Below are 25,386 nucleotides of genomic sequence, written 5' to 3' on the forward strand. Positions count from 1 at the left end.
AGTACATAGATAAATCGGAGGCCTTGTGTTTAAAGCTGTCGCGCGGATAATCCGCACGCCTGACCTTCGCAGGAAGATCGGGTTCACGCTAGGCATCATTGCGCTGTTTAGACTTGGCTCCTTCATCCCCGCGCCGTTCGTTGACTTTGGTAACGTCCAGGCCTGTCTCGCAGCTAATGCTTCGAGTGGCGGATTGTATGACCTCATCAACCTCTTCAGTGGTGGGGCGCTCCTTCAACTTTCCGTATTTGCACTCGGAATCATGCCGTACATCACGGCGTCGATCATCGTGCAACTACTTCGTGTGGTCATCCCACACTTCGAAACTCTTCACAAAGAGGGCCAGTCTGGCCAGGCAACGCTGACTCAGTACACGCGTTACCTCACGATCGCTCTCGCGATCCTCCAGTCCACGACGCTGATCACGGTTGCGCGAAGCGGCGCACTGTTCCAGTCGGCTGGTACTCCAGAATGTAGCCAGCTCATCACTAACGATGCGTGGTACGCGATCTTGCTCATGGTGATCACCATGACCGCCGGAACCGGCCTCATCATGTGGATGGGTGAACTGGTCACCGAGCGCGGTATCGGTAACGGTATGTCGCTGTTGATCTTCACTTCGATCGCTGCAACCTTCCCGAGCGCGCTCTGGGGCATCTACGTAGCCAGCGGAATCGAGACGTTCGTTCTTGTGCTGCTCATGGGCATCCTCATTATGGCTGCCGTTGTATTCGTTGAGCAGTCGCAACGACGCATCCCCGTGCAGTACGCAAAACGCATGGTTGGTCGTCGCACCTACGGCGGCAACAACACCTACATCCCGATCAAGGTCAACATGGCCGGCGTGATCCCCGTGATCTTTGCTTCGTCGCTGTTGTACCTCCCCGCCTTGATCGCGCAGTTCAACCAGCCACAAGCTGGCGAAACTTCTTCAGCGTGGGTTGTCTGGGTCCAGAACAACTTGGTCTCCGGCGATAGCCCGATCTACATGATCGGTTACTTCCTGCTCATCGTGGGCTTCACCTACTTCTATGTAGCGATTACCTTCAACCCTGAAGAAGTCGCTGACAACATGAAGAAGTATGGCGGCTTCATTCCTGGTATCCGTGCCGGTCGACCGACCGCAGAGTACCTCGACTACGTCCTGACTCGCGTCACTTTGCCTGGTTCTTTGTACCTTGGCCTTGTGGCAATGATCCCGCTGATTGCGTTCGTAGTCATCGGGGCCAACCAGAATTTCCCATTCGGCGGAGCTAGCATCCTGATTATCGTTGGTGTCGGTCTTGAGACCGTCAAGCAGATCGATTCACAGTTGCAGCAGCGCCATTACGAAGGTTTGTTGCGTTGACACGACTTCTCTTGATTGGTCCCCCTGGTGCTGGAAAAGGCACTCAGGCTGCTCGTCTTGCCGAGATCTACGGCGTTCCTGCAATTTCGACCGGCGACATTTTTCGCAGCAATGTGAAGAATGGCACCGAACTCGGGAACAAAGCCAAAGCATTCATGGATGCCGGCGACAATGTTCCCGACTCGCTCACGAACGCACTGATTCGCGATCGTCTCGAGGAGCAGGATGCCAAGCAGGGCTTCTTGCTCGACGGTTACCCTCGCACGACTGATCAGGTCCGTGAGCTTGACGAATTCTTGGCGACCCACGGTGCCGCGCTCGATGTCGTCGTTGAGCTCGAGGCAGACCCTGACGTTGTTGTGGGGCGTCTTCGCAAGCGTGCTCTCGAACAGGGCCGCAGCGACGATACCGAAGAGGTAGTTCGTCATCGCCTCGAGGTGTACAGCGAGCAGACAGCTCCGCTCGTGAAGGTCTATGCAGACCGCGGCGTGCTCGTAACGATCGATGCTCTCGGTGAAATCGACGCGGTTACCGCGCGAATCACTGAGGGTCTGTTCGATCGCGGCATCTCTGCCACTGATGCGGGTTCTCGCTAGAACTCTGATCGGTGGCTAGCGCCACTAGCAGCTCTCGCTGCGCTGTGCGTTGTTACCCACCCCAACAACAAGGGGCTTGTGGATGTCGAACGATGTGTCGAACTCTCAGCAGGATCCTGAGCCTGTAAGTTCGCATGCTGTAGAGCCTGCGCCTGATGCCGCGACGGTCACTGATGCCGCTACAGTCGCGGATGTCCCTGGACAGCCGTCTCGGCGTCGCGGGCTCATCATCACCGTCGTTGTTCTTGCCCTCGCGTTCGTGGCCGCAGCCGTACTGTTCGTGCTTACCTTTGTTCGCCTTGAACAGGCTAGAGAAGCGATCGAGCAGAAGGATCGTGAGATCGAAGAGCAAATCGAACTCATCGATGAAAAGCAAACCTTCGGTCTCGCAATGGACGGCCTCATGGCGGTCGTCGCCGAGTTCGAAGGCGTGCGTGTGGGGGGAGTGGTGAACCTCGACCGCTATGAGGGTTGGGCGCAGCAGACTTGGAAAGACAGGTGGGATGCGCAGGAAGTGCGCGAGGATTCCCTCCGTGTCGAAGAGGCAACCGTGGCACTCCAAGAGACGCTTGCTGCCGCCGCCACAAACCTCGCCACTAATTCAACCGGCACGACTATGGAATCGGTTACTGATTCCTTGGGTCGCGGTTTCGCTCTCTCTGCTGTCGATGACGCGGACGCGTTGTGTGGGCAGGACGTTGCGGGGTGCGTGACCTCTGATGACCCCTATACGGCGCACTACGACGCGCAGTCCGACCAGCAGCCGTATATGAACACGTGGCAGCGCACAGGGCTCGCCTATCACGAGTACGCCCACGTGTTGCAGTTCACAAACTTCGACGAGACAGAGAAGGCTGTGGATGCCTTCGTTGCGAATGCAACCGTGGATGCGCCGAAGTACGAGATCATGGCCGACTGCTTTGCTCTCACTTATCTCGACGGCTGGGCGGTCGAGCAAACCGTATGGGTGAGCGAGTATGAGTATTGGGAGCTCGGCGGCTACGGGTATACCTGCAACGCCTCACAAAAGCAGACTATTCGTGACTGGTACGCGGCGATCGCTTTCGCGCCCCGCACTATCGCGCAGTAGCCCGCTCGCCGCTTCCTAGCTTTCGATGCCGCGAACGAGTTCGTCAATAAAGGTGGGAAAGTCGACTGCTTTCTTGACGAGTTGCTGCACGTAATCGCGATCCGAAAATACGGTGACGAACTGATCGAACACCGTCTGGAACGTCGTGCGGCCGGCAGCGCTGAAGGCGATCAAAGCGATGACGTTAACTTTGTTCTCGCCCCACGGCATCGGCGTTTCATTAATGACGATGCTGATCGCGGTGCGATGGGCATTCATGGTCATCGCGTGGGGAACAGCCAGCGTGTCAGTGAACGCTGTCGATGACATACGTTCCCGTTCGATGGCGCCCGTGATGTAGCCGTGGTCGATCACGCCAGCTTCGATCATCCGATGACCGAGGGCAGCGATCATTGCCTCCTCGCTGGGAGCCGTGAAATTGCGCAAGAAAAGCGCAGGGTCGAAGAATCGCAAGAGCTCGTCAGTAAGCTCTCGACGGCGACGTAGACGACGGATGCGACTGATCGTGCGGCGAATCGCATCGACATCGGTTTCGGTCAAGAACGGCTGGATGAGCACGACATTGTCGGCGAACGACCGCAGATCGATTGTCGTGAGCACGAGATCGGTTGAAAGTTCGGCGAGGTCGACATCGGTGCGCGTGATCACGATGCGAAGTTGCAACTCGTCGCCGAGCACTGCTTCAATGCGCTCCCTCAGGATGACGTGGAGATCGTGATAGTTGGGGCACACGAGCGCAGCGGTGAGCCGCACTTCGCGTTTCGCTTGACGTTCGAGGTGCGACCCAACGTGGAGGGCGATGTAGGAGATCTCATCGTCGTGGATCGTGATGCCCTCATCACGTTGCACTTCTGCGGCGATAAAGACGGCGAGCTCGTAAATCATCGGGTAAGTGGTCTTGATCGACCGAGTCATGGGGTTGCGAGAGTAAGAGAGATCTTGGGCGCGCAAGATGAGATTGCGCACGTGCAGGGACAACCTCATGATGAAGTCGTCATCGTCAAGATCGATGAGATATTCCTCGCCGACGTGTTTCACAGTGCGGCGCACGCGTGTCGTGAGTTCTTCTAGATCGACATCGGCGGGGGAGTCGGGGCTGGCAGCGCGGGTGATCACGCGCGTAGTGAGCAGCAGCTCGATCTCGTTGAGGTCATCTTCGCGCAGGTTCGCACCGAAATGGGAGGTAATGAGCTCCGCAAGGTCGTCCGAGAACGCCGCGGCGTCTGTTGAGTGCACGGGCGCTGTACTCAACGCAGCCGCCGGTTCTGCCTCCGTTGTCTCGGAATCGCGAGGAAGCGTGCGGTCCGCCGCTATCGCGACGTGGAGCAAAACATGGTTGATCCCGTATTCGTTGACGAAGTATCCATGTGAGTCAAGAAGTTCGAGCAGCGAGGTCTTGAACGAGCGGAGGTCTGACGACTCGAACTCGCGCTGAATACTTTCGAGTTCAAGGAACCCCTGGGACTCTTCGTGGCGGAACATTTTGCTCAACAGGCGGCGCAGGTTCGGCTCGGTGCCCGACAAGATAACGAGCGGTCCTCGGCGGGCGAGGGTCAACCCCGACTCTTCGACTGCAGCCTTGATCTTTCGCAAGTCTGCCTCAATGGTGGACTCGCTCACGAAGAAGCTGTCGGCAAGAGCATGGATGTCGGTGCCTTCAGGGGCATCGCCAAGGCGACGAACAAGATGGTACTGCCGATCGCGGGGGCGCTCTGCCTCGCGATTCGAGGCGCCCTTAAGGAACTCCGCGTAGTTGTCGCGATTGAGGCGATAGCCCGAAGTCGACGACTCGATGACTTCAAGGGGGAGCGCTGAAGACTTGACCGCAGTGACATAACTGCGCACGCTGCGCGTAGTGACGCCGAGCTTGTCGGCGAGCTCGGCAGCGGTAACCCACGCCTCGGCCTGAGCGAGGTAGTCGATGAGTCGTGCATGGTTGGCGAGCATAAGAACTCCATTCTCGCCTATGAACCTTTCCGCGGGGGCGGAATCTTCTCTATTGGAACTCAGGGGACCTTCCCAGCGAATATAGATACCGAAGGAATTGAGCAGGTTTATCGCGAGGAGGCGATCAGGTGTCAACGGTGCTGGTCTTGTGCGGAGCAGGTGCCTCGAGCACCTTTTTGGCACACGCACTTCGTCGACAGGCGACTGTTCGCGGACTTCCCCATACCTTCGCCCCCGCGAGCGTTGCAGCGCTGAGCATGCCGCTCACCTCCGTGGATGTCGTGTTGGTGAGCTCCCACGTTGCCGACTTCTTCGATCAGGCAGCAATCGCGGCCCACGCGATTGGTGCGACGGCGATCCAGCTTCCCGCTCTGAACTTTGATGCGGCCGGCGCAAATATTGCCCTCGACCTTCTTGATTCCCTCCCTCAAGTAACGACAGAAAGCAGCAACAATGGCTGAACAGACTATTCGGGTGGCTTCGGCGCACGGGCTTCATGCTCGTCCCGCGTCACTCTTCACGCAGGCAGCAGCTGCCTCGGGCCTCGACATCACAATCGCCAAAGGCGACAAGTCGGTGAATGCGTCGAGCATCCTGAGCGTCATCTCGCTCGGTGTCTCCCACGGCGACGAGGTCACTATCGCCGCTGAAGGCGATGGCGCCGACGCTGTTATCGCCACCTTGACCGAAATTCTCAGTACCGATCACGACGAGAGCTAGTCGTGTTCGGTCGCTTCCCTCGCAGTATCCTCACATCACAGATATCGGAGTAAAACAATGACAACGTCGTCTACGACCGCCAAGAGTGGCGGTGCGCGCGTAGGGGTCCAGAAATTTGGAACCTTCGTTAGCGGAATGGTGATGCCGAACATCGCGGCATTCATCGCTTGGGGCTTTATCACTGCACTGTTCATCCAAACCGGTTGGTTGCCGCTACTCGGCATCGACCCGGTCTGGGTTCAGCAGCTCGGTGGCTGGAGCCTTGACCCTGAGGTAACGAACACGGGCCTCGTCGGCCCGATGATCATTTACCTACTCCCCTTGCTCATTGCTAACACCGGTGGCCGCATGGTCTACGGAACCCGCGGTGGAGTTATCGGAACCATCGCGACGATGGGTGTCATCATCGGCGCCGGTATCCCGATGTTCCTGGGTGCCATGATCGTTGGTCCTGGTGCTGCATGGGTCATGAAGAAGATCGACTCGATCTGGGTTGGAAAGATTCGTCCCGGCTTCGAAATGCTCGTTGACAACTTCTCCGGCGGAATCGTCGGAATGCTGCTCGCGATTGCTTCGTTCTTCCTCATTGCCCCGATCGTTACGGCGATCAGCAACGGTCTCGAATCCGTCATCGCGTTCCTCGTTGACAACGGCCTGCTCCCGCTCGCCAGCGTTTTCGTTGAGCCTGGCAAGATCCTCTTCCTCAACAACGCCATCAACCACGGTGTCTTCACACCGCTCGGTACGGCAGAGTCGCTCGAAAAGGGCCAGTCGATCCTCTTCCTCATCGAAGCAAACCCTGGCCCCGGCCTCGGTATCCTGCTCGCCTTCTTGGTGTTCGGTGTTGGCCTGCTGCGCGCAAGCGCTCCCGGCGCCATCCTGATTCACTTCGTCGGTGGTATTCACGAGATCTACTTCCCCTACGTATTGGCTAAGCCGCTTCTCGTTGTTGCAGCAATTGCTGGTGGAGCAACTGGTGTTCTCACGAACGTCATCTTCCAGTCCGGTCTGCGTGCTCCGGCATCGCCTGGATCGATCATTGCGGTCATCGCGCAGACTCCTCCTGGAAGCATCGTCGGCGTACTGCTGTCGGTAGTGTTCTCGGCTGCCGTTTCGTTCGCTGTCGCTGCGGTCATCATCCGCGCCGGCCGTAAGCGTGACCTTGAGGCAATGGCTAACGGCGACGACGCACTTGCTGCTGCTGTTGCTAAGAACGCTTCCAACAAGGGCAAGGACAGCTCGGTAGGCGACCTGCTCGGAACCGGTGCTGCCGCTGCTGGCGCAACCGCTGGTGCCGCAACTGCTACGAAGATCCAGAACGTTGTGTTTGCGTGTGACGCAGGCATGGGATCGAGTGCCATGGGAGCAACCGTTCTCCGCAACAAGTTTGCGAAGGCCGGCATCGAGGGCGTCAACGTGACGAACAAGGCAATTGCGAACCTCGATGGTTCGGAAGACCTCATCATCACGCAGAATCAGCTGACTGACCGTGCGACGGAGAAAGTTCCCGGCGCAATCCATGTTTCAGTTGATAACTTCATGAACAGTCCGAAATACGATGAAGTCGTAAACATGGTTAGCGAATAACAGGAGAAATCATGAGCAAGGTACTCGAGCTAGACCAGATCAAAGCGGCTGGCACCGCTCGCACCAAAGAAGAAGCCATCGCTGAGGCGGCGGAGATTCTGATTGCTGCTGGCGCGGTAACGCCCGAGTACCTTGGCTTCATGAAGGCCCGCGAAGAGTTGACATCAACTTTCATGGGTAACTTCCTAGCCATTCCGCACGGCACGAACGAGGGCAAGGACACGATCTTGTCGTCTGCGCTCTCGTTCGTGCGGTACGCGGATCCCATCGATTGGGATGGCAACGAGGTTCGCTTCGTTGTCGGCATCGCAGGCAAAGACGGTGGCCACATGGACACCCTCGCCGCCGTTGCCACGATCTTTAGCGACAATGACGAAGTTCAGAAGCTCATTGACGCGTCAAGCGAAGACGAACTTCTCGCTCTTCTCGCTGAATTGAACAACGCATGAAGGCCGTACACTTCGGAGCCGGCAACATCGGTCGTGGCTTCGTTGGTCTGATCCTGCACAAGGCTGGCTATGAGATTGTGTTTGCGGATGTCGCCGCAGAGCTCATCGACAGCCTCGCCGCCGCGGACAGCTACCAGGTGCACGAAGTGGGCGCCGAGCCCCGCACCGAGACCGTCGACAACTTCCGCGCACTCAACAGCGCGAGCAACGAAGCAGGCGTGATCGAAGAGATCGCCACCGCCGACATGGTGACTACCGCTGTCGGCCCCAACATCCTCAAGTTCGTCGCTCCCTTGATTGCTCAGGCGATCAAGGCTCGCGCTGATGATCTGCCACCGCTGCAGGTGCTTGCGTGTGAGAACGCGCTCTACGCCACGAACAATCTGCGCGCCGAAGTTGCGGTCGCTGTCGACGCTGAAACGCTCGCCGCGAAAGCGATTTTTGCGAACACTGCTGTCGACCGCATCGTGCCGGCCCAAGATCCTGCTGCCGGACTCGACGTCACGGTGGAAGACTTTTTCGAGTGGGCTATCGAGAGCGCCCCGTTTGGTGACAACGTTCCCGACATTGCCGACGTGCATTTCGTCGACAACCTCGAGCCCTACATTGAGCGCAAGCTCTTCACTGTCAACACCGGCCACGCCACTGTCGCCTACCACGGCTACCTCCGTGGGGCAGAAACTCTCTCTGCGGCGATGGCGATACCCGAAGTCTCCGCCGAGGTCGATGCCGTCTTAGCTGAGACCAGCGCGATGCTCATCGCTAAGCACGGCTTCGACGCTGCTGAGCACGCTGCCTATGTCGCGACGTGCACTCGTCGATTTAGTAACCCGCACTTGCCAGACACTCCTGAGCGCGTTGGCCGTAGTCCGCTGCGCAAGTTGTCGCGCAACGAACGCTTCATCAGTCCTGCCAGCGAACTGGCAGCATCCGGAACGACTCCTCACGCGATCCTGCGTGCGGTCGGCGCCGCGATGCAGTTCAACGTGCCAGAAGACCCCGAAAGCGTGCGGATGCTGGAGCTGCGGTCATCCCTGACGGCCCCCGATTTCGTGACTGAAGTGATGGGACTTCGCGAGGGCGATGCTCTCTACGCCGCTGCCGTCGAAACGGTTAGCGCGCAATCTTAGCCCCAACTTGGTGAAACGCCCGGGATTAGCGTAGGCTTTCTCTTTGGTGTTTCAGGCCGATTTTTTCGCGCCTTGGCTTTCTCGAAAGTCACTCACCACAATCTACGCAGACCAGCGAACCCCACTTATAGCGACGAAGAGGCTATGGCCAAAAAAGACGGTGTCATTGAGATCGAAGGAGCAGTAGTCGAGGCTCTGCCCAACGCGATGTTTCGTGTTGAGTTGACGAACGGCCACGTTGTGCTCGCGCACATCTCGGGCAAAATGCGACAGAACTACATTCGAATCCTTCCGGAGGACCGTGTAGTTGTAGAGCTGAGCCCGTATGACCTGACTCGCGGCCGCATCACCTACCGCTACAAGTAGACCGCGCTGGAAAGTAACGTCCACGGTGCCCTTGCGGGCTAGTGGAACGACGACAGCGATTCACAAGGAAAAATAATGAAGGTTAACCCCAGCGTTAAGCCCATCTGCGACAACTGCCGCGTAATTCGCCGCAACGGTCGCGTCATGGTTATCTGCAAGTCGAACCCGCGTCACAAGCAACGCCAGGGCTAAGGTTCCGCGAGCAGATCGCACAGTTGCACGGGGTGGGGCGAGCAATCGCCACACACCGCAGCGCACATAACTAAATACAAGAACTAGCAACACCAGATCCGAGGCTTGTGAAAATGAGCAACGGGGACACCACCGGTTGGAGGCCGGTGCACAGGTGCTGTTACAGACCTCCACTCATCAAACAGGAGAAGCCACTATGGCACGTCTAGCAGGCGTCGACATCCCACGCGACAAGCGTGTAGAGGTCGCACTGACTTACATTTACGGTGTTGGCCGCACGAGGGCACTCAAAACCCTCGCCGACACCCAGATCAGCGGAGAGATCCGCGTTCAGGATCTCACCGATGACCAGCTCATCGCGCTGCGCGACTACATCGAAGGAAACTTCCAGGTGGAAGGTGACCTCCGCCGTGAGGTTGCAGCAGACATCCGCCGCAAGGTTGAAATCGGAAGCTACCAGGGTATCCGTCACCGCAAGGGACTGCCCGTTCACGGTCAGCGCACGAAGACCAACGCTCGTACCCGCAAGGGCCCGAAGCGCACCGTAGCCGGCAAGAAGAAGGCCCGATAGACCCTGGGTTCAACCCCAGTGTCGTCGCCATCAACGTTTTAGGAGAAAACAATGGCAGCACCAAAATCGGCCGCTCGTAAGCCGCGTCGTAAAGAAAAGAAGAACATTGCTGTGGGCCAGGCTCACATCAAGTCAACGTTCAACAACACCATCGTGACCATCACTGACCCCACCGGCGCAGTTCTTGCCTGGTCGTCGTCAGGTGTCGTTGGCTTCAAGGGTTCGCGTAAGTCGACCCCTTATGCAGCGCAGATGTCTGCTGAGTCGGCCGCGCGCCAGGCTCAGGAGCACGGTGTCAAGAAGGTTGACGTTTTCGTCAAGGGACCGGGTTCGGGTCGCGAAACTGCGATTCGCTCGCTGCAGGCCGCTGGCCTCGAAGTGGGTTCGATCAACGACGTAACACCGCAGACGCACAATGGTTGCCGTCCGCCCAAGCGTCGTCGCGTTTAGTTTCACGCCGTACTAGCGGGGCAACTCGTTAGTGCTGGCGTCGTGGCGAGGGCCCTTGTGGCCCTCGCTCACAGTTCCAGCGCACAACTCAATACAACGTCGGGCCAGCCACCCGTCGCCCACAAGTGTCATATAGCGGACACTTCGCCGAAAGGAATTACCAGTGCTGATTGCACAGCGTCCCACCCTTGCTGAGGAGAACATTTCCGAATTCCGTTCACGGTTCGTTATCGAGCCGCTCGAACCTGGTTTCGGTTATACCCTCGGAAACTCCCTCCGTCGCACCCTTCTTTCGTCGATCCCCGGAGCAGCTGTCACCAGCATCCGTATCGATGGAGTTCTTCACGAATTCAGCACCGTCGCCGGTGTCAAAGAAGACGTCACTGAGGTCATCCTTAACATCAAGAACCTCGTAGTCTCCAGCGAGCACGACGAGCCGATCACCGCTTACCTGCGCAAGCAGGGTGCTGGTGAAGTTACCGCAGCGGACATCTCAGCACCTGCCGGTGTCGAGATCCACAACCCGGAACTCGTCATCGCAACGCTCAACGACAAGGCCAAGTTTGAACTTGAGCTGACGATCGAGCGTGGCCGTGGCTATGTCACCGCAACCCAGAACCGCAGCGAGTTCAGCGAAGCCGGCCAAATTCCGGTCGACTCGATCTACTCGCCCGTACTCAAGGTCACCTACCGCGTCGAGGCAACTCGTGCCGGTGAGCGCACTGACTTTGACCGTCTGGTTGTAGATGTTGAAACCAAGTCGGCAATCACTCCTCGCGATGCAGTGGCTTCGGCCGGTCGCACGCTGACCGAACTGTTCGGACTCGCTCGCGAGCTCAACACGGCCGCAGAGGGTATCGAGATTGGTCCTGCACCGGTTGACGCCGTGCTTTCGACCGAACTCAGCATGCCGATCGAAGATCTTGATCTTTCGGTGCGTAGCTACAACTGCCTCAAGCGCGAAGGCATCAACACCGTAAGTGAACTGGTTGCTCTGTCGGAGACTCAGCTCATGAACATCCGTAACTTCGGTCAGAAGTCGGTTGATGAAGTGCGCGACAAGCTCGTCGAGATGGGACTGTCGTTGAAAGACAGCGTTCCCGGATTCGATGGAGCACACTTCTACGGCGGATACGCCGACGACGAGACCAACGCTTGAGCCACTGGCTCGAAACTTTGACACTGGAGAATTAGAAAATGCCTACACCTACTAAGGGCCCGCGTCTCGGCGGTGGACCGGCGCACGAGCGCCACATGCTTGCCAACTTGGCCGCAGCCCTGTTTACTCACAAGAGCATCAAGACAACGGAAATGCGTGCCAAGCGCCTGCGTCCCGTTGCTGAGCGCCTGATCACGTTCGCGAAGAAGGGTGACTTGCACAACCGTCGCCGCGCGCTCGGAATCATCGGCGACAAGACCGTCATCCACGAACTCTTCACGGTCATCGCACCGCAGGTTGAGAACCGCGATGGTGGTTACACCCGCATCACGAAGCTTGGATTCCGCAAGGGTGACAACGCTTCGATGGTTCAGATGGAACTCGTTCTTGAGCCCGTAACGCCCAAGAAGAAGGCTCCGAAGGCTGCCGCTAAGGCTGAGCCCAAGGCCGCTGCAGAAGAGCCCGCCGTAGAGGAAGCTCCCGTCGAAGAAGTAGCAACCGAAGACGTCGCCGTCGAGGATGCTGCTGCAGAGACTGCAGAAGAGAAGTAACTTTCTTCGTTCGAGAAAACCCCGGCTCCGCTTCGTGCGGGCCGGGGTTTTCTTCGTGAAATAGGGTTGGACTATGACTGAAACGGCACCCGCCATCCCGGCGCTAGAGTCGGATGCCGCGCCCTTTGCTCGTCTGCGACTAGATATCGCCTACGACGGTACGAATTTCTTTGGGTGGGGCAAGCAACCTGTGCTGCGCACCGTGCAAGGCACCATTGAAGACGCCCTGGCCGTCATCTTTCGGCGGTTTGGGGTTACACCGCAACTGGTCGTTGCCGGACGCACGGATGCCGGCGTACACGCGACAGGCCAAGTGGCTCACCTTGACCTCACTGAGACTCAGCTGCGCAGCCTCGACCGCCCGCGGCGCGGCAACATGGGCGGCCGGCGGTATGACGGACCGGCCTCTCTGGCACGACGGATCAATGGCATCACGGGCCTCGAGTCCGACATCTTTGTTACCCAGTCAGTGATCGCAGCGGACGGGTTCGATGCCCGATTCTCGCCCCTCTGGCGACGCTACGAGTACCGTATTGCCGACAATGAGTCACCGCGCGACCCACGTCAACGCAATCACACACTCTGGTACCCGGCCACGCTCGACGTGGACGCGATGAATGTGGCGGCGAGAGAGCTTCTCGGGCTCCACGATTGGGCTGCCTATTGCAAGCCCCGCGAAGGTGCCACGACGGTGCGCAGCCTTGAGCGATTCAGCTTTACCCGCACCGATGAGGGCATCATCCTCGCTGAAGTGCGCGCCGATGCGTTTTGCCACAGCATGGTGCGGTCGCTGGTGGGAGCCGGAGTCTTTGTGGGACAGGGCAAGATTGATGCTTCGCGCCCCGCCGACATCCGCGATGAACGTTCGAAGGGCAGCGAATACAAGGTCATGCCTGCTAAAGGACTCACGCTTGTCGAGGTCGGTTATCCGCCAGATGAAGAACTGCACGCGCGTGCAGAACTCACGCGATCACGTCGTGAGTTGATCGACTAGTCACCGCTGTTGCCTCGTGCCTCGTCAGTGCTGCGCGGGCGCCCGAAGGTCGGTGGAGCGTCGCACGACGAGCTCGGGCGGGAGTACCTCTTGGCGGTGGGTGTGGGAATCTTCTCGCGCTGAGTGCTCAATGAGCAATCGTGCAGCGCGCGTGCCGAGTTTGTCGATGGGTTGGCGCACTGACGTGAGCGGCACAACCCAGTCGCGGGCGAAGTCAATGTCGTCGTAGCCGACGAGGGCAACATCCTCTGGCACGCTGAGCCCCGCGTCAATAAGTCCGCGGTAGACGCCGAAGGCGAGCATGTCGTTACCGCAAAATACGGCGTCGGGGGTGTCTCCCTCGAGAAGAAGTTCTGCTGCTCGGCGGCCGTCTTGGATGCCGATCCCTGACGTGCTGACTTCAATCAACGACACTTCCGGATCCATGCCAGCCGCAATGATCGCTTCGCGTGCGCCTTGGGCGCGATCGGCGAACTGACGGAGCCCAGTTGGTCCTCCAACGACAGCGATGCGGGTGTGGCCTAGCTGCAGCAGGTGTTCGATTGCGAGGCGCCCGCCTGCGACGTTGTCGACGGAAATGGAGCAGTGTTCTGGACCGCCGTTGTAGTCGAGCAACACGACGGGCAGATCACCCGGGAGGTCTTTGTAGGGGTCGGAGTCTTCGTCGAGGCTCGCAGGTGCCAGTAGTACGCCCCGGACGCGCTGGGCGGCCAACATCGCGAGAAGTCCGGACTCGCGGGTGGTGTCACCTTCGGAGTTGCAGAGCATCACCACGTGGCCCGACTCGCGAACGGTGCGCTCGATGACGTGCGCGGCTTCCATGTAGAAGGGGCTTTCGATATCCAGAACAACAAGCCCGATGACGTTGCTGGAGGCTCCTGTGAGCACGCGGGCTTGCTGGTTGGGCACGAAGCCCAGTTCGGCAATCGCTTTCTCTACGGCGGCGCGGGTGCGAGGGTGGACGGTGTCGGGGCGGTTGATCGTATTCGACACGGTGCCGGTCGAAACCTGGGCCAGCGCGGCGACATCGCGGATCCCGGCGGGCGACTTCGATGTCGCAGTGTCGGGGGTACTCATGGATAGCTCACTTCTTGTGCATGGTTCGGGTGCTGCAGGTTTCTCACTCTAAGGGCATTGCTCGGGTGCGCCGCGTAAGGGTGCAGTCGAGGTTCTCGTAATCGCATCGTTGTGATCATCTCTGCCTAGCGGTTGCATATCGGTATTTGTCCAGTGTACGTTTGAACCGCTTTAAAAAATGAACCGGTTCAAAATTCTCGACCGGGCGCAATGACGCGAAAGTGCTGAGGCTCTAGGCGCTGCGTCCGCGCAACACTGCACTCACACCAAAAGGAGAAACACATGAAGCAACGTCGCTTTGCAGGCCTCGCGATCGGTCTCGTGGCCGTCGTAGGACTCGGCCTCGCCGGATGTTCCGCTGACGCCGACACTTCCACCGCATCCGGGGAAGACGCCTACACAATTGTTATCGTCCCCAAGGACTCGACTAACCCGTGGTTCGTTCGCATGGAAGAGGGCGTCAACAAGTTCGCCGCTGACTCCGGCAACGATGTTTACCAAAAGGGCCCCGCTGAGACGGATGCCACACTGCAGGTTCAGGTCATCCAAGACCTCATCGCTCAGGGTGTAGACGCTATCGGCGTCGTACCGGTTGACCCGGGAGCACTTGAGACCGTCTTGAAGCAGGCCATGGACGCCGGCATCGTTGTTGTCACCCACGAAGGTGCCAGCCAAGAAAACACGATGTACGACATCGAAGCCTTCAACAACACCCAGTACGGCGCATTCATCATGGACAACCTCGCTGAGGCAATGGGCGAAGAGGGCACCTACGCCACGATGGTTGGCCACGTAACGAACGCTTCGCACAACGAGTGGGCCGACGGTGCAGTTGCTCGTCAGGCTGAGGCGTACCCCAACATGACGCTGCTTGCTGCTGAGCCGCGCGTTGAGTCGCAAGACGATGGAGAGGTCGCCTACCAGGCTGCCAAGGAACTCCTCAAGAAGTACCCCGAAGTAACCGGCATCGTCGGAACCTCGTCGTTCGACGCTCCTGGTGTCGCTCGTGCGATCGAAGAACTTGGCCTCACCGGCAAGGTCTTCGTCAGTGGAACCGGTATGCCGGCCGCTAACAAGTCGATCCTCGAAAAGGGCCTCGTCAAGACGCTGACCCTCTGGGACCCGGCAGACGCTGGTTACGCTCTGGCATCGCTCGCCGAGCAGATCCTCGATGGTGAAGACATCGCCGACGGTGTAAACCTCGGAGTCACCGGTTACGAGAACATGACGTTCGCTGAAGGTAGCGACAAGGTTCTCGAAGGTAACGGCTGGGTAGTTATCGACAAGGACAACGTAGATAGCTTCGGCTTCTAAGCAGTCCCGTTTTCGCGATCAGGGCAGATCGAACATCCGTTCTGCCCTGGTCGCACCCCCACGATTTATTCACGCGCGGAAAGGACCGGACGATGGTAGATAACGTCATCGCGGTACGCGATATCGGTAAGGCTTTCGCTGGCGTTCAAGCGCTTGATGGCATCACCCTAGAGATCGCTCCCGGAGAGATCCACTGTCTCGCCGGAGAAAACGGCAGTGGCAAGTCCACGCTGATCAAGGTCATGTCTGGTGTGCACGCCCCCGATACCGGAACCATCGAACTGAACGGCAAAACGTTCTCGAAGCTGTCGCCCATCGAGGCGATCTCGAACGGTGTTCAGGTCATTTATCAAGACTTCTCCGTTTTTCCGAACCTTACGGTGATGGAAAACCTGGCGCTCAACGCCGAGCTCGCCGCCCACCGCACTTTCGTGAGTTGGAAGCGAATGCGGGCCGTCGCCGAAGAGGCGATCGCCAAAATCAACTTCACGATCGACCTTGACGAAAAGGTCGGCCAGCTTTCTGTTGCGCAGAAGCAACTCGTTGCTATCTCCCGCGCTCTCATGAGCGACGCAAAACTCATCATCATGGATGAACCAACGACGGCTCTGACGAAGCGAGAGGTTGACGCGCTCTTCGCCATCATCCTCGATCTCAAGGCCCGGGGAATTGCGACGCTGTTCGTGAGCCACAAGCTCGATGAAGTCTTCGAAATCAGCGAACGCTTCACGATCATCCGCAACGGTAAGTCAGTTATCACGTGCTTGCCGGAGGAACTCGATCACGCGACGTTCTCGCACCACATGACTGGTCGTGAATTCGACGACAACCATTTCGTTCCCGAGCACGTCTCAGACGAGCCCATCCTCGAAACCCGCGGCCTCGGCGTCAACGGCGCCTTCGCGGATGTCGACCTCACTCTGCGCAAGGGCGAGATCCTAGGAATCACCGGGCTGCTTGGTTCTGGGCGAACGGAACTCGCGCTCTCGCTCTTCGGTGCGAAGCCCGCTGACTCTGGTGAGATCCTGATCAATGGCGAAGTCGTCGATGTGAACAGCGTTCGCTCCGCCATCGCCCACGGGATTGGTTATGTTCCCGAAGACCGCCTCACAGAGGGTCTCTTCCTCGAGCGTTCCATTAGTTCCAACATTGTGATCTCCGAGCTCGATTCGTTCGTCTCGAAGTTGGGGGCACTCGATCAGCGCAAGGCGGATGCCGAAGGCCAGCGCTGGGTAGACGAACTCAAGATCGCGACTCCCAACCCCGCTAACGCGGTGAACACTCTTTCGGGAGGAAACCAGCAACGCATCGTGCTGGCGAAGTGGCTCGCTACCCACCCGAAGATTCTGATCCTCAACGGCCCAACGGTCGGAGTAGATATCGGGTCGAAGCACGACATCCATCGCATCTTGCGCACGCTTGCGAGCGAAGGTCTCGGCGTCATCATCATCTCCGATGACATCCCTGAGGTCATCCAGAACTGCAACCGGGTCATGGCGATGAACGCAGGACGAATCGTGGCGGAAATCGACCCGCGCACGACGACCGAATCCGAGCTCGCCGAGCTCATGTCGAAAGACCCGAGCACTATTGACGGGAAGGGCTGAGATGGCCAAGTTAGTGCGAAAGCTCACTAAATCAAACGAGTTCTACCTCTTGCTCGTGATCATTGCCGTGAGCATTGTCATCCAGTTGCGGAGCGGTCAGTTCTTCTCCGCTAATAACCTGGTCGACCTTGCGAACGCGATGGTTGTTCCCGGCATCTTTGCGGTTGGCGCCTTCATGGTGCTGGTGGCCGGCGGAATCGATGTTTCGTTTCCGGCGCTGGCTTCGCTCTCGGTCTACGCGACCACCCGCGTGCTCGTGGATGCGGGCTATTCCGGGGGAGTCTGGCTCCCGTTCCTGCTAGTCATTGTGGTTGGCGCGATCCTCGGAGCGTTCAACGGACTCTTCACCTCGAGGTTCGTGGTGCCCGTGCTCATCATCACTCTCGGTACCGCGAGCGTCTTCTCCGGAGTCATGCAGGGCGTTTTCAAGTCGGTGCAGATTCCGAACCTGCCGCAGGGGATGAGTGACTTCGGCCGGTCAACACTGTTCGTGGCGACAAACCCCGAATCTGGGCTTACGTCCAACATGCCGATGGCCTTCCTCATCTTGGTTGCCGTTGTTGCCGTTGCCTTCGTCGTGATGAGATACACCACCTTCGGCCGTGGTCTCTACGCGATTGGTGGTGACGAAAGTGCTGCCGCTCGTGCCGGCTTTAAGGTGCGCAAGATCAAGTTCTGGCTCTTCGTCATCGTGGGAATCATCGCGAGCCTCGCCGGACTGGTGCGTACGAGCATGATGGACCAGATGCATCCGACGAACCTGCTCGGTATGGAGCTCATGGTCATCGCGGCGGTCGTGCTCGGCGGCGCCTCCATTACAGGAGGAACCGGAACACTGACCGGCACGATGCTGGGAACGCTTCTGATCGTGATTGTGCAAAACAGCATGATCTTGGTCGGCATCCCCACCTTCTGGCAAGGCTTCGCGCTCGGCACCCTGATCCTCGTCGGAACAGGTATCTCGGCCGTGCAACTCACCCGATCACGCAAACGCGCACCTGCGCTGGTTCAAGGATAGGGACGGCAATGTCAGCTCTTACGACTCTTACGCCTCTTCGGGATCGCCTCACTCGCGATCCGCACGTCACGCGCCTCGCCGTGATTCTCGTTCTGCTCTTGACGTTCTTCATGCTCGTCAAGACCAAGAACTTCTTTGGAATCGCGACGTGGCAGTCGATGGCTGTTCAGTTCCCCGAGTTCGGCCTCATGGCTCTCGGGGTGATGCTCACCATGATCATTGGAGGAATCGACCTCTCCGTGGTCGGTGTCGCCAACATGACGGCCATTGGCAGCGCGACCCTCATGATGTCAATCGCGCCCACCGGCGCCGACAGCCCCCAGGGCTACTTGGCTGTTGTCGCGGCGATCGCGTTCTCGCTCATTGTGGGAGCGATAGCCGGCGCCTTCAACGGGTTCTTGATAGCCAAAGTGAAGATCCCCGCCATTCTGGTGACGCTCGGAACATTCGAGCTCTTCACCGGTATCGCGGTCATCATCACGGGAGGAAAGCCCGCAAGTGGCCTTCCCGCGCAGTACGGCGAGATCATGGCGCAGCGCGTCTTCGGGATCATCCCGATGCCGCTCATCATCTTCATCCTTGCCACTGTCGTGATCGCTCTGATCATGTACAAGACAGCATTCGGCACCAAGCTCTACATGCTGGGATCGAATGAGACGGCGGCACGGTTCAGCGGGCTCAAGACCGACAACCTCATCATCCGTACCTACATGACCTCGGGCATTTTTGCCGCCGCTGCCGGTCTCGTGATGCTCGCCAACTACAACTCGGCGAAGGCTGACTATGGCTCCACGTACACCCTGCTCGCCGTGTTGATCGTGGTGTTGGGTGGCGTGAACCCGAACGGTGGATCAGGTCGACTGTCTGGTGTGATTCTCGCGGTCGTCGTGCTGCAGGTTCTCTCCTCGCTGCTCAACACTTTCCCGAACATCAGCAACTTCTACCGCCCGCTGATCTGGGGTGGAGTGCTGCTTCTCGTCATCGTGGTGAATCAATGGACTAAAAAGAACAGGCTCTCTCGTCTGTTCGGTGTGAAAGGAAACAAATCATGAAGCTAACCAAGGACCGCCATGTAGTTGTGGGCGCTGACTTTGCCGGATTCCCGCTCAAAGAGGCCGTCAAGCGCCACTTGGAAGCACGGGACTGGACCGTCACTGACCTGACGCCAACGCTCGACGACATCCCGATGTACCACCGTGCCGGTTTCATGCTCGGAGCCAAAATCGCCGAGGGCGAGTTCGAGAAAGCTCTCGCGTTCTGTGGCACCGGAATGGGCATCCACGTTGCTGCCAGCAAGGTGCCTCACGTGCACGCCGCCGTCTGCGAAAGCGCTCCGGCAGCGCTTCGTGCAGCCACAGCCAATAACTGCAACCTCATGGCCATGGGCGCGTTCTACATTGGCCCGCGCCTCGGAATGGCGATGGCGGATGCGTTCCTTGAGAACAACTTCGGTGACGGTTACGAAGACTGGGAAGGCTTCGCTGACTACCACATGGTCGGTTACGAGGAATGCGAAAACTTCGACTACCAGGCGTACAAAGACAACGGCTTCGAGGTCGTAGGGGAGCGCAACGTTTCCATGGGGCCTGAGCCTCGCGGCCTCGCTTACTAACCGAACGAATAGCCACAGGGAGAGACATGGCGAAGGTATTACTCGCAGGAGAGTCATGGTCGACGACGTCGATCCACACGAAGGGCTTTGACTCTTTTGTCACTTCCGCGTACGCCGAGGGGGCAGATGACTTCATCGCTGCGCTGAAGTCAGCGGGTAACAGTGTTGAGTTCCAACCCAACCACGTTGCGGCCGAACGATTCCCGACTACCGCTGAGGAACTCAGCCAGTACGACGTTGTCGTGCTCAGCGATATCGGCGCGAACACGCTCTTGCTGCCCAACGGCGTCTTTGCCAAGGGCGAGCGGATTCCTCATCGCCTCGAAGTATTGGCCAAGTGGGTGCGCGACGGTGGATCGCTCTTGATGGTTGGCGGCTACCTCAGCTTCCAAGGCATCGAAGCGAAAGCGAACTACCGCAACACAGCTCTCGCGAGCATTCTTCCCGTCGAAATGGAAATCGGCGACGATAGGGAAGAGACTCCGCAGGGCGTCGAAGCGACCTCACTCGGAAATCACCCCGCGACCGCAGGGCTGCCGACCTCCTGGCCAGCAGTACTCGGTCATCACCGTTTGGCGGCACGGGGCAGCGCGCAGACCCTTGCGACCGTCGGCGACTTTCCCCTTCTCGTCGTGGACGGAGAAGGGTTAGGTCGTGTCGCGGCCTTCGCCAGCGACATGGGCCCGCACTGGTTGCCGACCGAGTTCTTGGAATGGGACGGCTTTGCCCCCATGTGGAACCAGCTCATCTCGTGGCTCGCTCGCGAGTCAGACTAAGCACGGAGCGAGTGAGATTTGATGGTGGGCCATGTTGTTGCTCTCGATTGTGGCGCGACTAGCGGCCGAGTAATTCTGGGCGAAGTCGGCCCCAACCAGCTGCGCACGGCAACGCACGCGCGCTTCGCTAACCGTCCGGTGAGCGTGCGCGGCCGCCTGCACTGGGATGTGCTCTCGCTATGGCAGGGCGCGCTCGACGGACTCACCTCCGCGATCCGTGAAGTGCCGACCATTTCGTCGATAGCGACCGATACGTGGGGCGTCGACTACGGGCTGCTGCGCGACGGGCAACTGCTCGGCAATCCACGGCACTACCGCGATGAACGAACCGGCGCCGCGATCGAGCACGTGGAGTCGATGAGCTCGCAGGCTGAGCAGTACGCGGCAACGGGCATCCAGTTCATGCCGATCAACACGATCTACCAACTTGCAGCCGACTCGGCAGAAAATCGGCTTGGGCTAGCTGACACCGTTCTTCTCATGCCTGACCTCTTTACCTACTGGCTGAGTGGGACCAGCATCGCCGAGACCACAATGGCCTCAACGACCGGACTGCTCGATGTGCACACTCGGCAGTGGAGCGACAGTCTGCTTGACGTCGCCGGAGTGCGGCGCGAACTGTTGCCCGAGCTCGTGATCCCGGGTACTCGCGTTGGCGAGCTGGACACGGATGTCGCTACCCAGGTGCGCGCAGAGTCACCCATCGAGGTGGTTGCGGTTGGTTCGCACGATACGGCCTCGGCGGTGACGGCGATTCCGATGCAACCGGAGACGGCAGCATTTATTTCGTGCGGAACGTGGGGACTGGCCGGTGTCGAGTTGGAGAGCCCCGTTGTTACCGAGGCGGCCCGTACCGGTGGGTTCACCAACGAGGTCGGCGTCGATGGACGCATTCTTCTCATGCGCAATGTCATGGGGTTGTGGATTCTGAGCGAAGCAGTGCGCCAGTGGGAACGCGACGGCGAAGCGATCAGTTTGCCCGAACTTATTGAGGCAGCCTCCGCTGTCTCCGACGCGATGCCCGTAGTCGACGTCGACGATCCTCGATTCTTGGCGCCAGGCAATATGCCTCGACGAATTACTGAGTGGTGCACGGAACGCGGCATCCGCCCACCGGGCAATCGCGCCGAAATGGCCCGCTGCATTATCGAATCGCTCGCCCAAGCTTTCGCGGATGCCGTGCTCAGCGCTGGCTCGCTCGGTGACGTCCCCGTAAAGACGATCCACATCGTTGGCGGCGGATCCCTCAACCGGTTGCTGTGTCAGCGCACCGCTGACCGCGCGGGAATCCCCGTTCTCGCGGGCCCGGTCGAGGCGACAGCACTCGGCAGTGTCCTTGTTCAAGCGCGCGCGATGGGGCACATCTCGGGCAGTCTCGACTCGCTCCGCGATCTCGTGCGACGCACGCATCATCCCGTCAGCTATACGCCTAGCTGACACCCCAACTTTCTCTGAATTCGCCTCACCCCTGAATTCGCCCAACAAAGGACTGAAAAGATGACCGCACGAATTGCTCCCGACCTCGTTAGTGCCGACCTGCTGGGACTCACCACCCGCCTCGGCCTGCCCGAGCGCGACCTCGTGATTCTCGCTGAAGGCAACACGAGTGAACTGATCGCTGATGGCACGATTATCGTCAAGACGTCGGGTTCATCGATGCAGAACGCAACGGCAGCAAACTTTGTCAGTGTCGAAATCGAGCCTCTCCTCGAGGTGCTGCGTGATCCGAATGCCAGCCAGGACCGATTGACTGCCGAACTGGATGCCGGTGAGGTCGACGGTCAGCGGGTGCGGGCATCCATTGAGACTCTCATTCACGTTGCGGTGCGTGCGTATGCCCCGGCGCGGTACGTGGCTCATACTCACCCGACCGCTGTTGTCTCGCTACTCGCGAGCGTTCACGCGGAGACTTCATTTGCGGATGCGGTCTACTCTGACGAACTCATGGTCTTGGGTCGCAGCCTCTACATTCCTTATGCTCAGCCCGGTATCGAGCTCGGCCAGTTGTTCCTCACGCGACTCGGTGAGCACGTTGAGCAGCATGGTGAGGTCCCGTCGCTGATCCTGCTCGGCAACCACGGCATTGTTGCCATCGCTGACACGGCGGAGGGTACTGAAGCGATTTCCCTCATGGCTGTGAAGAGTGCACGGGTGCGCCTCGGTGCGTTGCAAGCCGGCGGAATCGCTAGTCTGAGTGCGGAAGTGACCGCCCACTACTTCGATCGCCCCGACTTCCGTGAGCGCCGCGCTGCTCTCACCGGCACCGCTAAATAGTCGCATTGGCGTTTGCCGCCGAGCCACAGTTCCGCTAGAGTTGACCCTTGGTGTCTGCACTATAGGGTGCGGCATCCGATCATGAGCCCTCCAACCGGCATTGTTTCTTCTGAAACAACCATCGGAGCGGGATTCACGAACACCTCACTCGATCAATGAAAGCAGCACTATTGTGACGCGTACATATTCGCCCAAGCCCGAAGACGTCAAGCGGGAATGGGTCATCATCGACGCCGCCGACATCGTTCTCGGTCGTCTCGCCAGCCACGCAGCCATCTTGCTCCGTGGAAAGCACAAGGCCACCTTTGCTCCTCACATGGACATGGGTGACTTCGTCATCATCATCAACGCTGAGAAGGTTGCCCTCACCGGTTCCAAGCTCGCGCAGAAGAAGGCTTACCGCCACTCCGGTTACCCGGGTGGGCTCACGGCCACCACGTACTCCGAGCTGTTGGAGAAGCACCCCACGCGCGCCGTTGAAAAGGCCGTCCGCGGAATGCTCCCCAAGAATTCACTCGGTCGCGCTCAGCTGTCCAAGCTGAAGGTTTACGCGGGTACTGAGCACCCTCACGCTGCTCAGCAGCCGACTCCGTACACCCTCACCCAGGTCGCTCAGTAGCGCCCGCGCTTTACTAAGCAAAGATAAAAGGACTTATTACAGTGGCTAAGATCGAAGATTCAATCACCGAGGGTGCACCCGAGTCGTACACGACCGAGTCGGCAGCAGTTGAGGCGCCCAGCGCACCTCGCCCCGTTCTCACCGTTCCCGGCGCAGCCGTCGGACGTCGCAAGCAGGCAATCGCCCGCGTGCGTCTCGTTCCCGGTTCGGGCACCATCACGGTCAACGGCCGTGAGCTCGCCGAGTACTTCCCCAACAAGCTTCACCAGCAGCTCATCAACGACCCGTTCAAGGTCCTTGACCTGCTCGGCGGTTACGACGTAATCGCACGCATCACCGGTGGTGGCCCCTCGGGTCAGGCCGGCGCACTGCGTCTCGGTATCTCTCGTTCGCTCAACCAGATTGACGAAGAGAACAACCGTGCGATCCTCAAGAAGGCTGGCTTCCTTACCCGTGACGCTCGCGTCAAGGAGCGTAAGAAGGCTGGACTCAAGAAGGCCCGTAAGGCTCCGCAGTTCTCGAAGCGCTAACCCGCTTTCCCTGCTAGCGGCAACGCATGGCACGTCTTTTTGGTACAGATGGTGTTCGCGGATTAGCGAACAGTGATCTTACTGTCGAGCTTGCACTCGGCCTGGCTCAGTCGGCAGCAGTCGTACTGGGTCAGGGTCGAGTTGCTGATGGTCGGCGCGCTTCAGGCCGCCGTCCCGTCGCAGTTGTTGCACGCGACCCCCGCGTATCCGGCGAATTCATTTCCGCCGCAGTATCCGCGGGGCTCGCGAGCTCGGGCGTCGATGTCTTCGACGCCGGAGTAATTCCCACCCCGGCAGCAGCGTTCCTCGTTGCCGATTTCAAAGCCGACCTCGGAGTCATGATCTCCGCGTCGCACAATCCCGCCCCCGACAACGGAATTAAGTTCTTTGGTCAGGGCGGCACGAAACTTCCCGATGAGGTCGAAGACCGCATCGAAGCAGCCCTCGCCGCACCGAGCCTGGCTCCCACCGGCATCGAGGTTGGTCGCATCCGCCGGTTCGCCGATGCTGAAGATCGTTACGTCGTCCACCTGTTGTCGACGCTGCCCAATCAGCTAGCGGGCATCCACGTCGTTCTCGACTGCGCTCATGGCGCCGCGGCCGGCGTCTCACCGCAGGTATTCACGGATGCCGGTGCCAAGGTCACCGTGATCGGTGCAGACCCCGACGGCATCAACATCAATGAGGGCGTCGGCTCGACGCATCTCGACAACCTTGCCTCTGCAGTCCTCGCTCACGGTGCCGATGTCGGCATCGCCCACGACGGTGACGCTGACCGTTGCCTCGCCGTGGACAAAGAGGGCAACATCGTCGATGGCGACCAGATCATGGCAATTCTTGCCGTCTCGATGGCAGAGCGCGGTGTGTTGCAGGACCGCACACTCGTCGCGACTGTCATGAGCAACTTGGGGCTCCGCCGCGCAATGGCTGAGCACAACATCAAGATGCTCGAGACGAAGGTCGGCGACCGCTACGTGCTCGAAGCTCTGGGAGAGCATGGGCTGTCCCTTGGTGGAGAACAATCTGGCCATGTCATCATGACCAAGTTTGCTACCACCGGCGACGGCATCCTCACTGGTCTTCATCTGGTGGCCGAAATGGCGCGCACCGGCAAAACGCTGGCTCAGCTGGCCGCTGTGATGACGGTTTACCCGCAGGTTCTTGTGAACGTTCGCGGGGTTGACCACCACTCGCTCGGTTCCAACGCCGCTATCGCTGACGCGGTAGCTGCTGTGGAAGCCGAACTGGGTGACACAGGGCGCGTACTTTTGCGGGCATCTGGCACCGAACCCATGATCCGCGTCATGGTTGAAGCCGAGCACCACGAGGTCGCTCAGCAGATGGCGGATCGTCTTGCCGCCGTTGTGCTCGCTCAACTCGGCTACTAACGAGCGTTCCCACGGCACGTC

General features: G+C 59.1%; 28 protein-coding genes. 26 read left to right on the forward strand and 2 right to left on the reverse strand.

Annotation, left to right across the window (positions count from 1 at the left end; all coding sequences use genetic code 11):
* Positions 1-25 precede the first annotated feature (25 nt).
* From secY to I6E51_RS03730, 3 genes are all read left to right on the forward strand, one after another.
* Positions 26-1,348 carry a preprotein translocase subunit SecY gene (gene secY / locus I6E51_RS03720; protein ID WP_197106449.1) on the forward strand — a complete coding sequence of 441 codons (1,323 nt, stop codon included), beginning with the start codon at positions 26-28 and terminating at the stop codon, positions 1,346-1,348.
* The gene (locus I6E51_RS03725) at positions 1,345-1,944 is read left to right on the forward strand and encodes an adenylate kinase (RefSeq protein WP_197106448.1); all 600 of its coding nucleotides are present in this window, start codon (positions 1,345-1,347) and stop codon (positions 1,942-1,944) included. Before secY ends, I6E51_RS03725 begins: the two co-directional genes overlap by 4 nt.
* Positions 1,945-2,026: 82 nt before the next feature.
* Complete coding sequence (locus I6E51_RS03730) at positions 2,027-3,034, forward strand: hypothetical protein (protein WP_197109486.1); 1,008 nt, start codon at positions 2,027-2,029, stop codon at positions 3,032-3,034.
* A gap of 15 nt (positions 3,035-3,049) precedes the next feature.
* On the opposite strand, the gene I6E51_RS03735 is transcribed toward I6E51_RS03730, so the two are convergent.
* Positions 3,050-4,981 (reverse strand): transcription antiterminator, encoded by a 1,932-nt coding sequence (locus I6E51_RS03735; RefSeq protein WP_197106446.1) that lies wholly within the window; start codon positions 4,979-4,981, stop codon positions 3,050-3,052.
* 128 nt (positions 4,982-5,109) lie between these two features.
* Here I6E51_RS03735 and I6E51_RS03740 point away from each other — a divergent pair, with 128 nt between their 5' ends.
* The 12 genes from I6E51_RS03740 (at position 5,110) to I6E51_RS03795 (ending at position 13,150) form a co-directional block, all read left to right on the forward strand.
* Complete coding sequence (locus I6E51_RS03740) at positions 5,110-5,442, forward strand: PTS sugar transporter subunit IIB (RefSeq protein WP_197106445.1); 333 nt, start codon at positions 5,110-5,112, stop codon at positions 5,440-5,442.
* Positions 5,435-5,701 (forward strand): HPr family phosphocarrier protein, encoded by a 267-nt coding sequence (locus I6E51_RS03745; RefSeq protein WP_197106444.1) that lies wholly within the window; start codon positions 5,435-5,437, stop codon positions 5,699-5,701. Before I6E51_RS03740 ends, I6E51_RS03745 begins: the two co-directional genes overlap by 8 nt.
* A 57-nt stretch (positions 5,702-5,758) precedes the next feature.
* Entirely contained in the window at positions 5,759-7,288 is a 1,530-nt protein-coding gene (locus tag I6E51_RS03750) for a PTS mannitol transporter subunit IICB (protein ID WP_197106443.1), read from the forward strand.
* A gap of 11 nt (positions 7,289-7,299) precedes the next feature.
* Positions 7,300-7,737, forward strand: a complete 438-nt coding sequence (locus tag I6E51_RS03755; RefSeq protein WP_197106442.1) for a PTS sugar transporter subunit IIA — start codon at positions 7,300-7,302, stop codon at positions 7,735-7,737.
* The gene (locus I6E51_RS03760) at positions 7,734-8,867 is read left to right on the forward strand and encodes a mannitol-1-phosphate 5-dehydrogenase (protein WP_197109487.1); all 1,134 of its coding nucleotides are present in this window, start codon (positions 7,734-7,736) and stop codon (positions 8,865-8,867) included. Before I6E51_RS03755 ends, I6E51_RS03760 begins: the two co-directional genes overlap by 4 nt.
* A gap of 144 nt (positions 8,868-9,011) precedes the next feature.
* Positions 9,012-9,233, forward strand: a complete 222-nt coding sequence (gene infA / locus I6E51_RS03765; RefSeq protein WP_010203795.1) for a translation initiation factor IF-1 — start codon at positions 9,012-9,014, stop codon at positions 9,231-9,233.
* A gap of 75 nt (positions 9,234-9,308) precedes the next feature.
* Positions 9,309-9,425, forward strand: a complete 117-nt coding sequence (gene rpmJ, locus I6E51_RS03770; RefSeq protein WP_197106440.1) for a 50S ribosomal protein L36 — start codon at positions 9,309-9,311, stop codon at positions 9,423-9,425.
* Between the two features lie 196 nt (positions 9,426-9,621).
* On the forward strand, positions 9,622-9,996 hold the full coding sequence (rpsM, locus tag I6E51_RS03775; protein ID WP_197106439.1) for a 30S ribosomal protein S13: 375 nt from the start codon (positions 9,622-9,624) through the stop codon (positions 9,994-9,996).
* A 51-nt stretch (positions 9,997-10,047) separates the two neighbouring features.
* The gene (gene rpsK / locus I6E51_RS03780) at positions 10,048-10,446 is read left to right on the forward strand and encodes a 30S ribosomal protein S11 (protein ID WP_197106438.1); all 399 of its coding nucleotides are present in this window, start codon (positions 10,048-10,050) and stop codon (positions 10,444-10,446) included.
* 163 nt (positions 10,447-10,609) lie between these two features.
* A complete protein-coding gene (locus I6E51_RS03785; RefSeq protein WP_129072180.1) occupies positions 10,610-11,605 on the forward strand; it encodes a DNA-directed RNA polymerase subunit alpha in 996 nt (331 codons plus the stop codon).
* A gap of 38 nt (positions 11,606-11,643) precedes the next feature.
* On the forward strand, positions 11,644-12,156 hold the full coding sequence (gene rplQ / locus I6E51_RS03790; RefSeq protein WP_197106437.1) for a 50S ribosomal protein L17: 513 nt from the start codon (positions 11,644-11,646) through the stop codon (positions 12,154-12,156).
* 73 nt (positions 12,157-12,229) lie between these two features.
* Positions 12,230-13,150 carry a tRNA pseudouridine(38-40) synthase TruA gene (locus I6E51_RS03795; RefSeq protein WP_197109488.1) on the forward strand — a complete coding sequence of 307 codons (921 nt, stop codon included), beginning with the start codon at positions 12,230-12,232 and terminating at the stop codon, positions 13,148-13,150.
* A gap of 24 nt (positions 13,151-13,174) precedes the next feature.
* Here the strand turns inward: I6E51_RS03795 and I6E51_RS03800 are convergent, their stop codons facing one another.
* Entirely contained in the window at positions 13,175-14,227 is a 1,053-nt protein-coding gene (locus I6E51_RS03800) for a LacI family DNA-binding transcriptional regulator (RefSeq protein WP_197106435.1), read from the reverse strand.
* 282 nt (positions 14,228-14,509) lie between these two features.
* Here I6E51_RS03800 and I6E51_RS03805 point away from each other — a divergent pair, with 282 nt between their 5' ends.
* From I6E51_RS03805 to glmM, 11 genes are all read left to right on the forward strand, one after another.
* A complete protein-coding gene (locus tag I6E51_RS03805) occupies positions 14,510-15,541 on the forward strand; it encodes an autoinducer 2 ABC transporter substrate-binding protein (RefSeq protein WP_197106434.1) in 1,032 nt (343 codons plus the stop codon).
* Between the two features lie 92 nt (positions 15,542-15,633).
* The gene (locus tag I6E51_RS03810; protein ID WP_197106433.1) at positions 15,634-17,148 is read left to right on the forward strand and encodes a sugar ABC transporter ATP-binding protein; all 1,515 of its coding nucleotides are present in this window, start codon (positions 15,634-15,636) and stop codon (positions 17,146-17,148) included.
* 1 nt (position 17,149) lies between these two features.
* Positions 17,150-18,166 carry an ABC transporter permease gene (locus I6E51_RS03815; protein ID WP_197106432.1) on the forward strand — a complete coding sequence of 339 codons (1,017 nt, stop codon included), beginning with the start codon at positions 17,150-17,152 and terminating at the stop codon, positions 18,164-18,166.
* 8 nt (positions 18,167-18,174) lie between these two features.
* Entirely contained in the window at positions 18,175-19,218 is a 1,044-nt protein-coding gene (locus I6E51_RS03820; protein ID WP_197106431.1) for an ABC transporter permease, read from the forward strand.
* A complete protein-coding gene (locus tag I6E51_RS03825) occupies positions 19,215-19,778 on the forward strand; it encodes an RpiB/LacA/LacB family sugar-phosphate isomerase (protein ID WP_197106430.1) in 564 nt (187 codons plus the stop codon). Before I6E51_RS03820 ends, I6E51_RS03825 begins: the two co-directional genes overlap by 4 nt.
* A gap of 26 nt (positions 19,779-19,804) precedes the next feature.
* Positions 19,805-20,554 (forward strand): glutamine amidotransferase, encoded by a 750-nt coding sequence (locus tag I6E51_RS03830; RefSeq protein ID WP_197106429.1) that lies wholly within the window; start codon positions 19,805-19,807, stop codon positions 20,552-20,554.
* A gap of 21 nt (positions 20,555-20,575) precedes the next feature.
* Complete coding sequence (locus I6E51_RS03835) at positions 20,576-21,991, forward strand: rhamnulokinase family protein (protein ID WP_197109489.1); 1,416 nt, start codon at positions 20,576-20,578, stop codon at positions 21,989-21,991.
* A gap of 60 nt (positions 21,992-22,051) precedes the next feature.
* A complete protein-coding gene (locus tag I6E51_RS03840; RefSeq protein ID WP_197109490.1) occupies positions 22,052-22,828 on the forward strand; it encodes a class II aldolase/adducin family protein in 777 nt (258 codons plus the stop codon).
* A gap of 172 nt (positions 22,829-23,000) precedes the next feature.
* Positions 23,001-23,447 carry a 50S ribosomal protein L13 gene (gene rplM / locus I6E51_RS03845; RefSeq protein WP_197106426.1) on the forward strand — a complete coding sequence of 149 codons (447 nt, stop codon included), beginning with the start codon at positions 23,001-23,003 and terminating at the stop codon, positions 23,445-23,447.
* Between the two features lie 41 nt (positions 23,448-23,488).
* On the forward strand, positions 23,489-23,977 hold the full coding sequence (rpsI, locus tag I6E51_RS03850) for a 30S ribosomal protein S9 (RefSeq protein WP_010203784.1): 489 nt from the start codon (positions 23,489-23,491) through the stop codon (positions 23,975-23,977).
* Positions 23,978-24,003: 26 nt separating this feature from the next.
* The gene (glmM, locus tag I6E51_RS03855) at positions 24,004-25,365 is read left to right on the forward strand and encodes a phosphoglucosamine mutase (protein WP_197109491.1); all 1,362 of its coding nucleotides are present in this window, start codon (positions 24,004-24,006) and stop codon (positions 25,363-25,365) included.
* Positions 25,366-25,386: the final 21 nt, after the last annotated feature.

The organism is Salinibacterium sp. NSLL17 (genome assembly GCF_015864935.1).
Classification (GTDB): domain Bacteria; phylum Actinomycetota; class Actinomycetes; order Actinomycetales; family Microbacteriaceae; genus Rhodoglobus.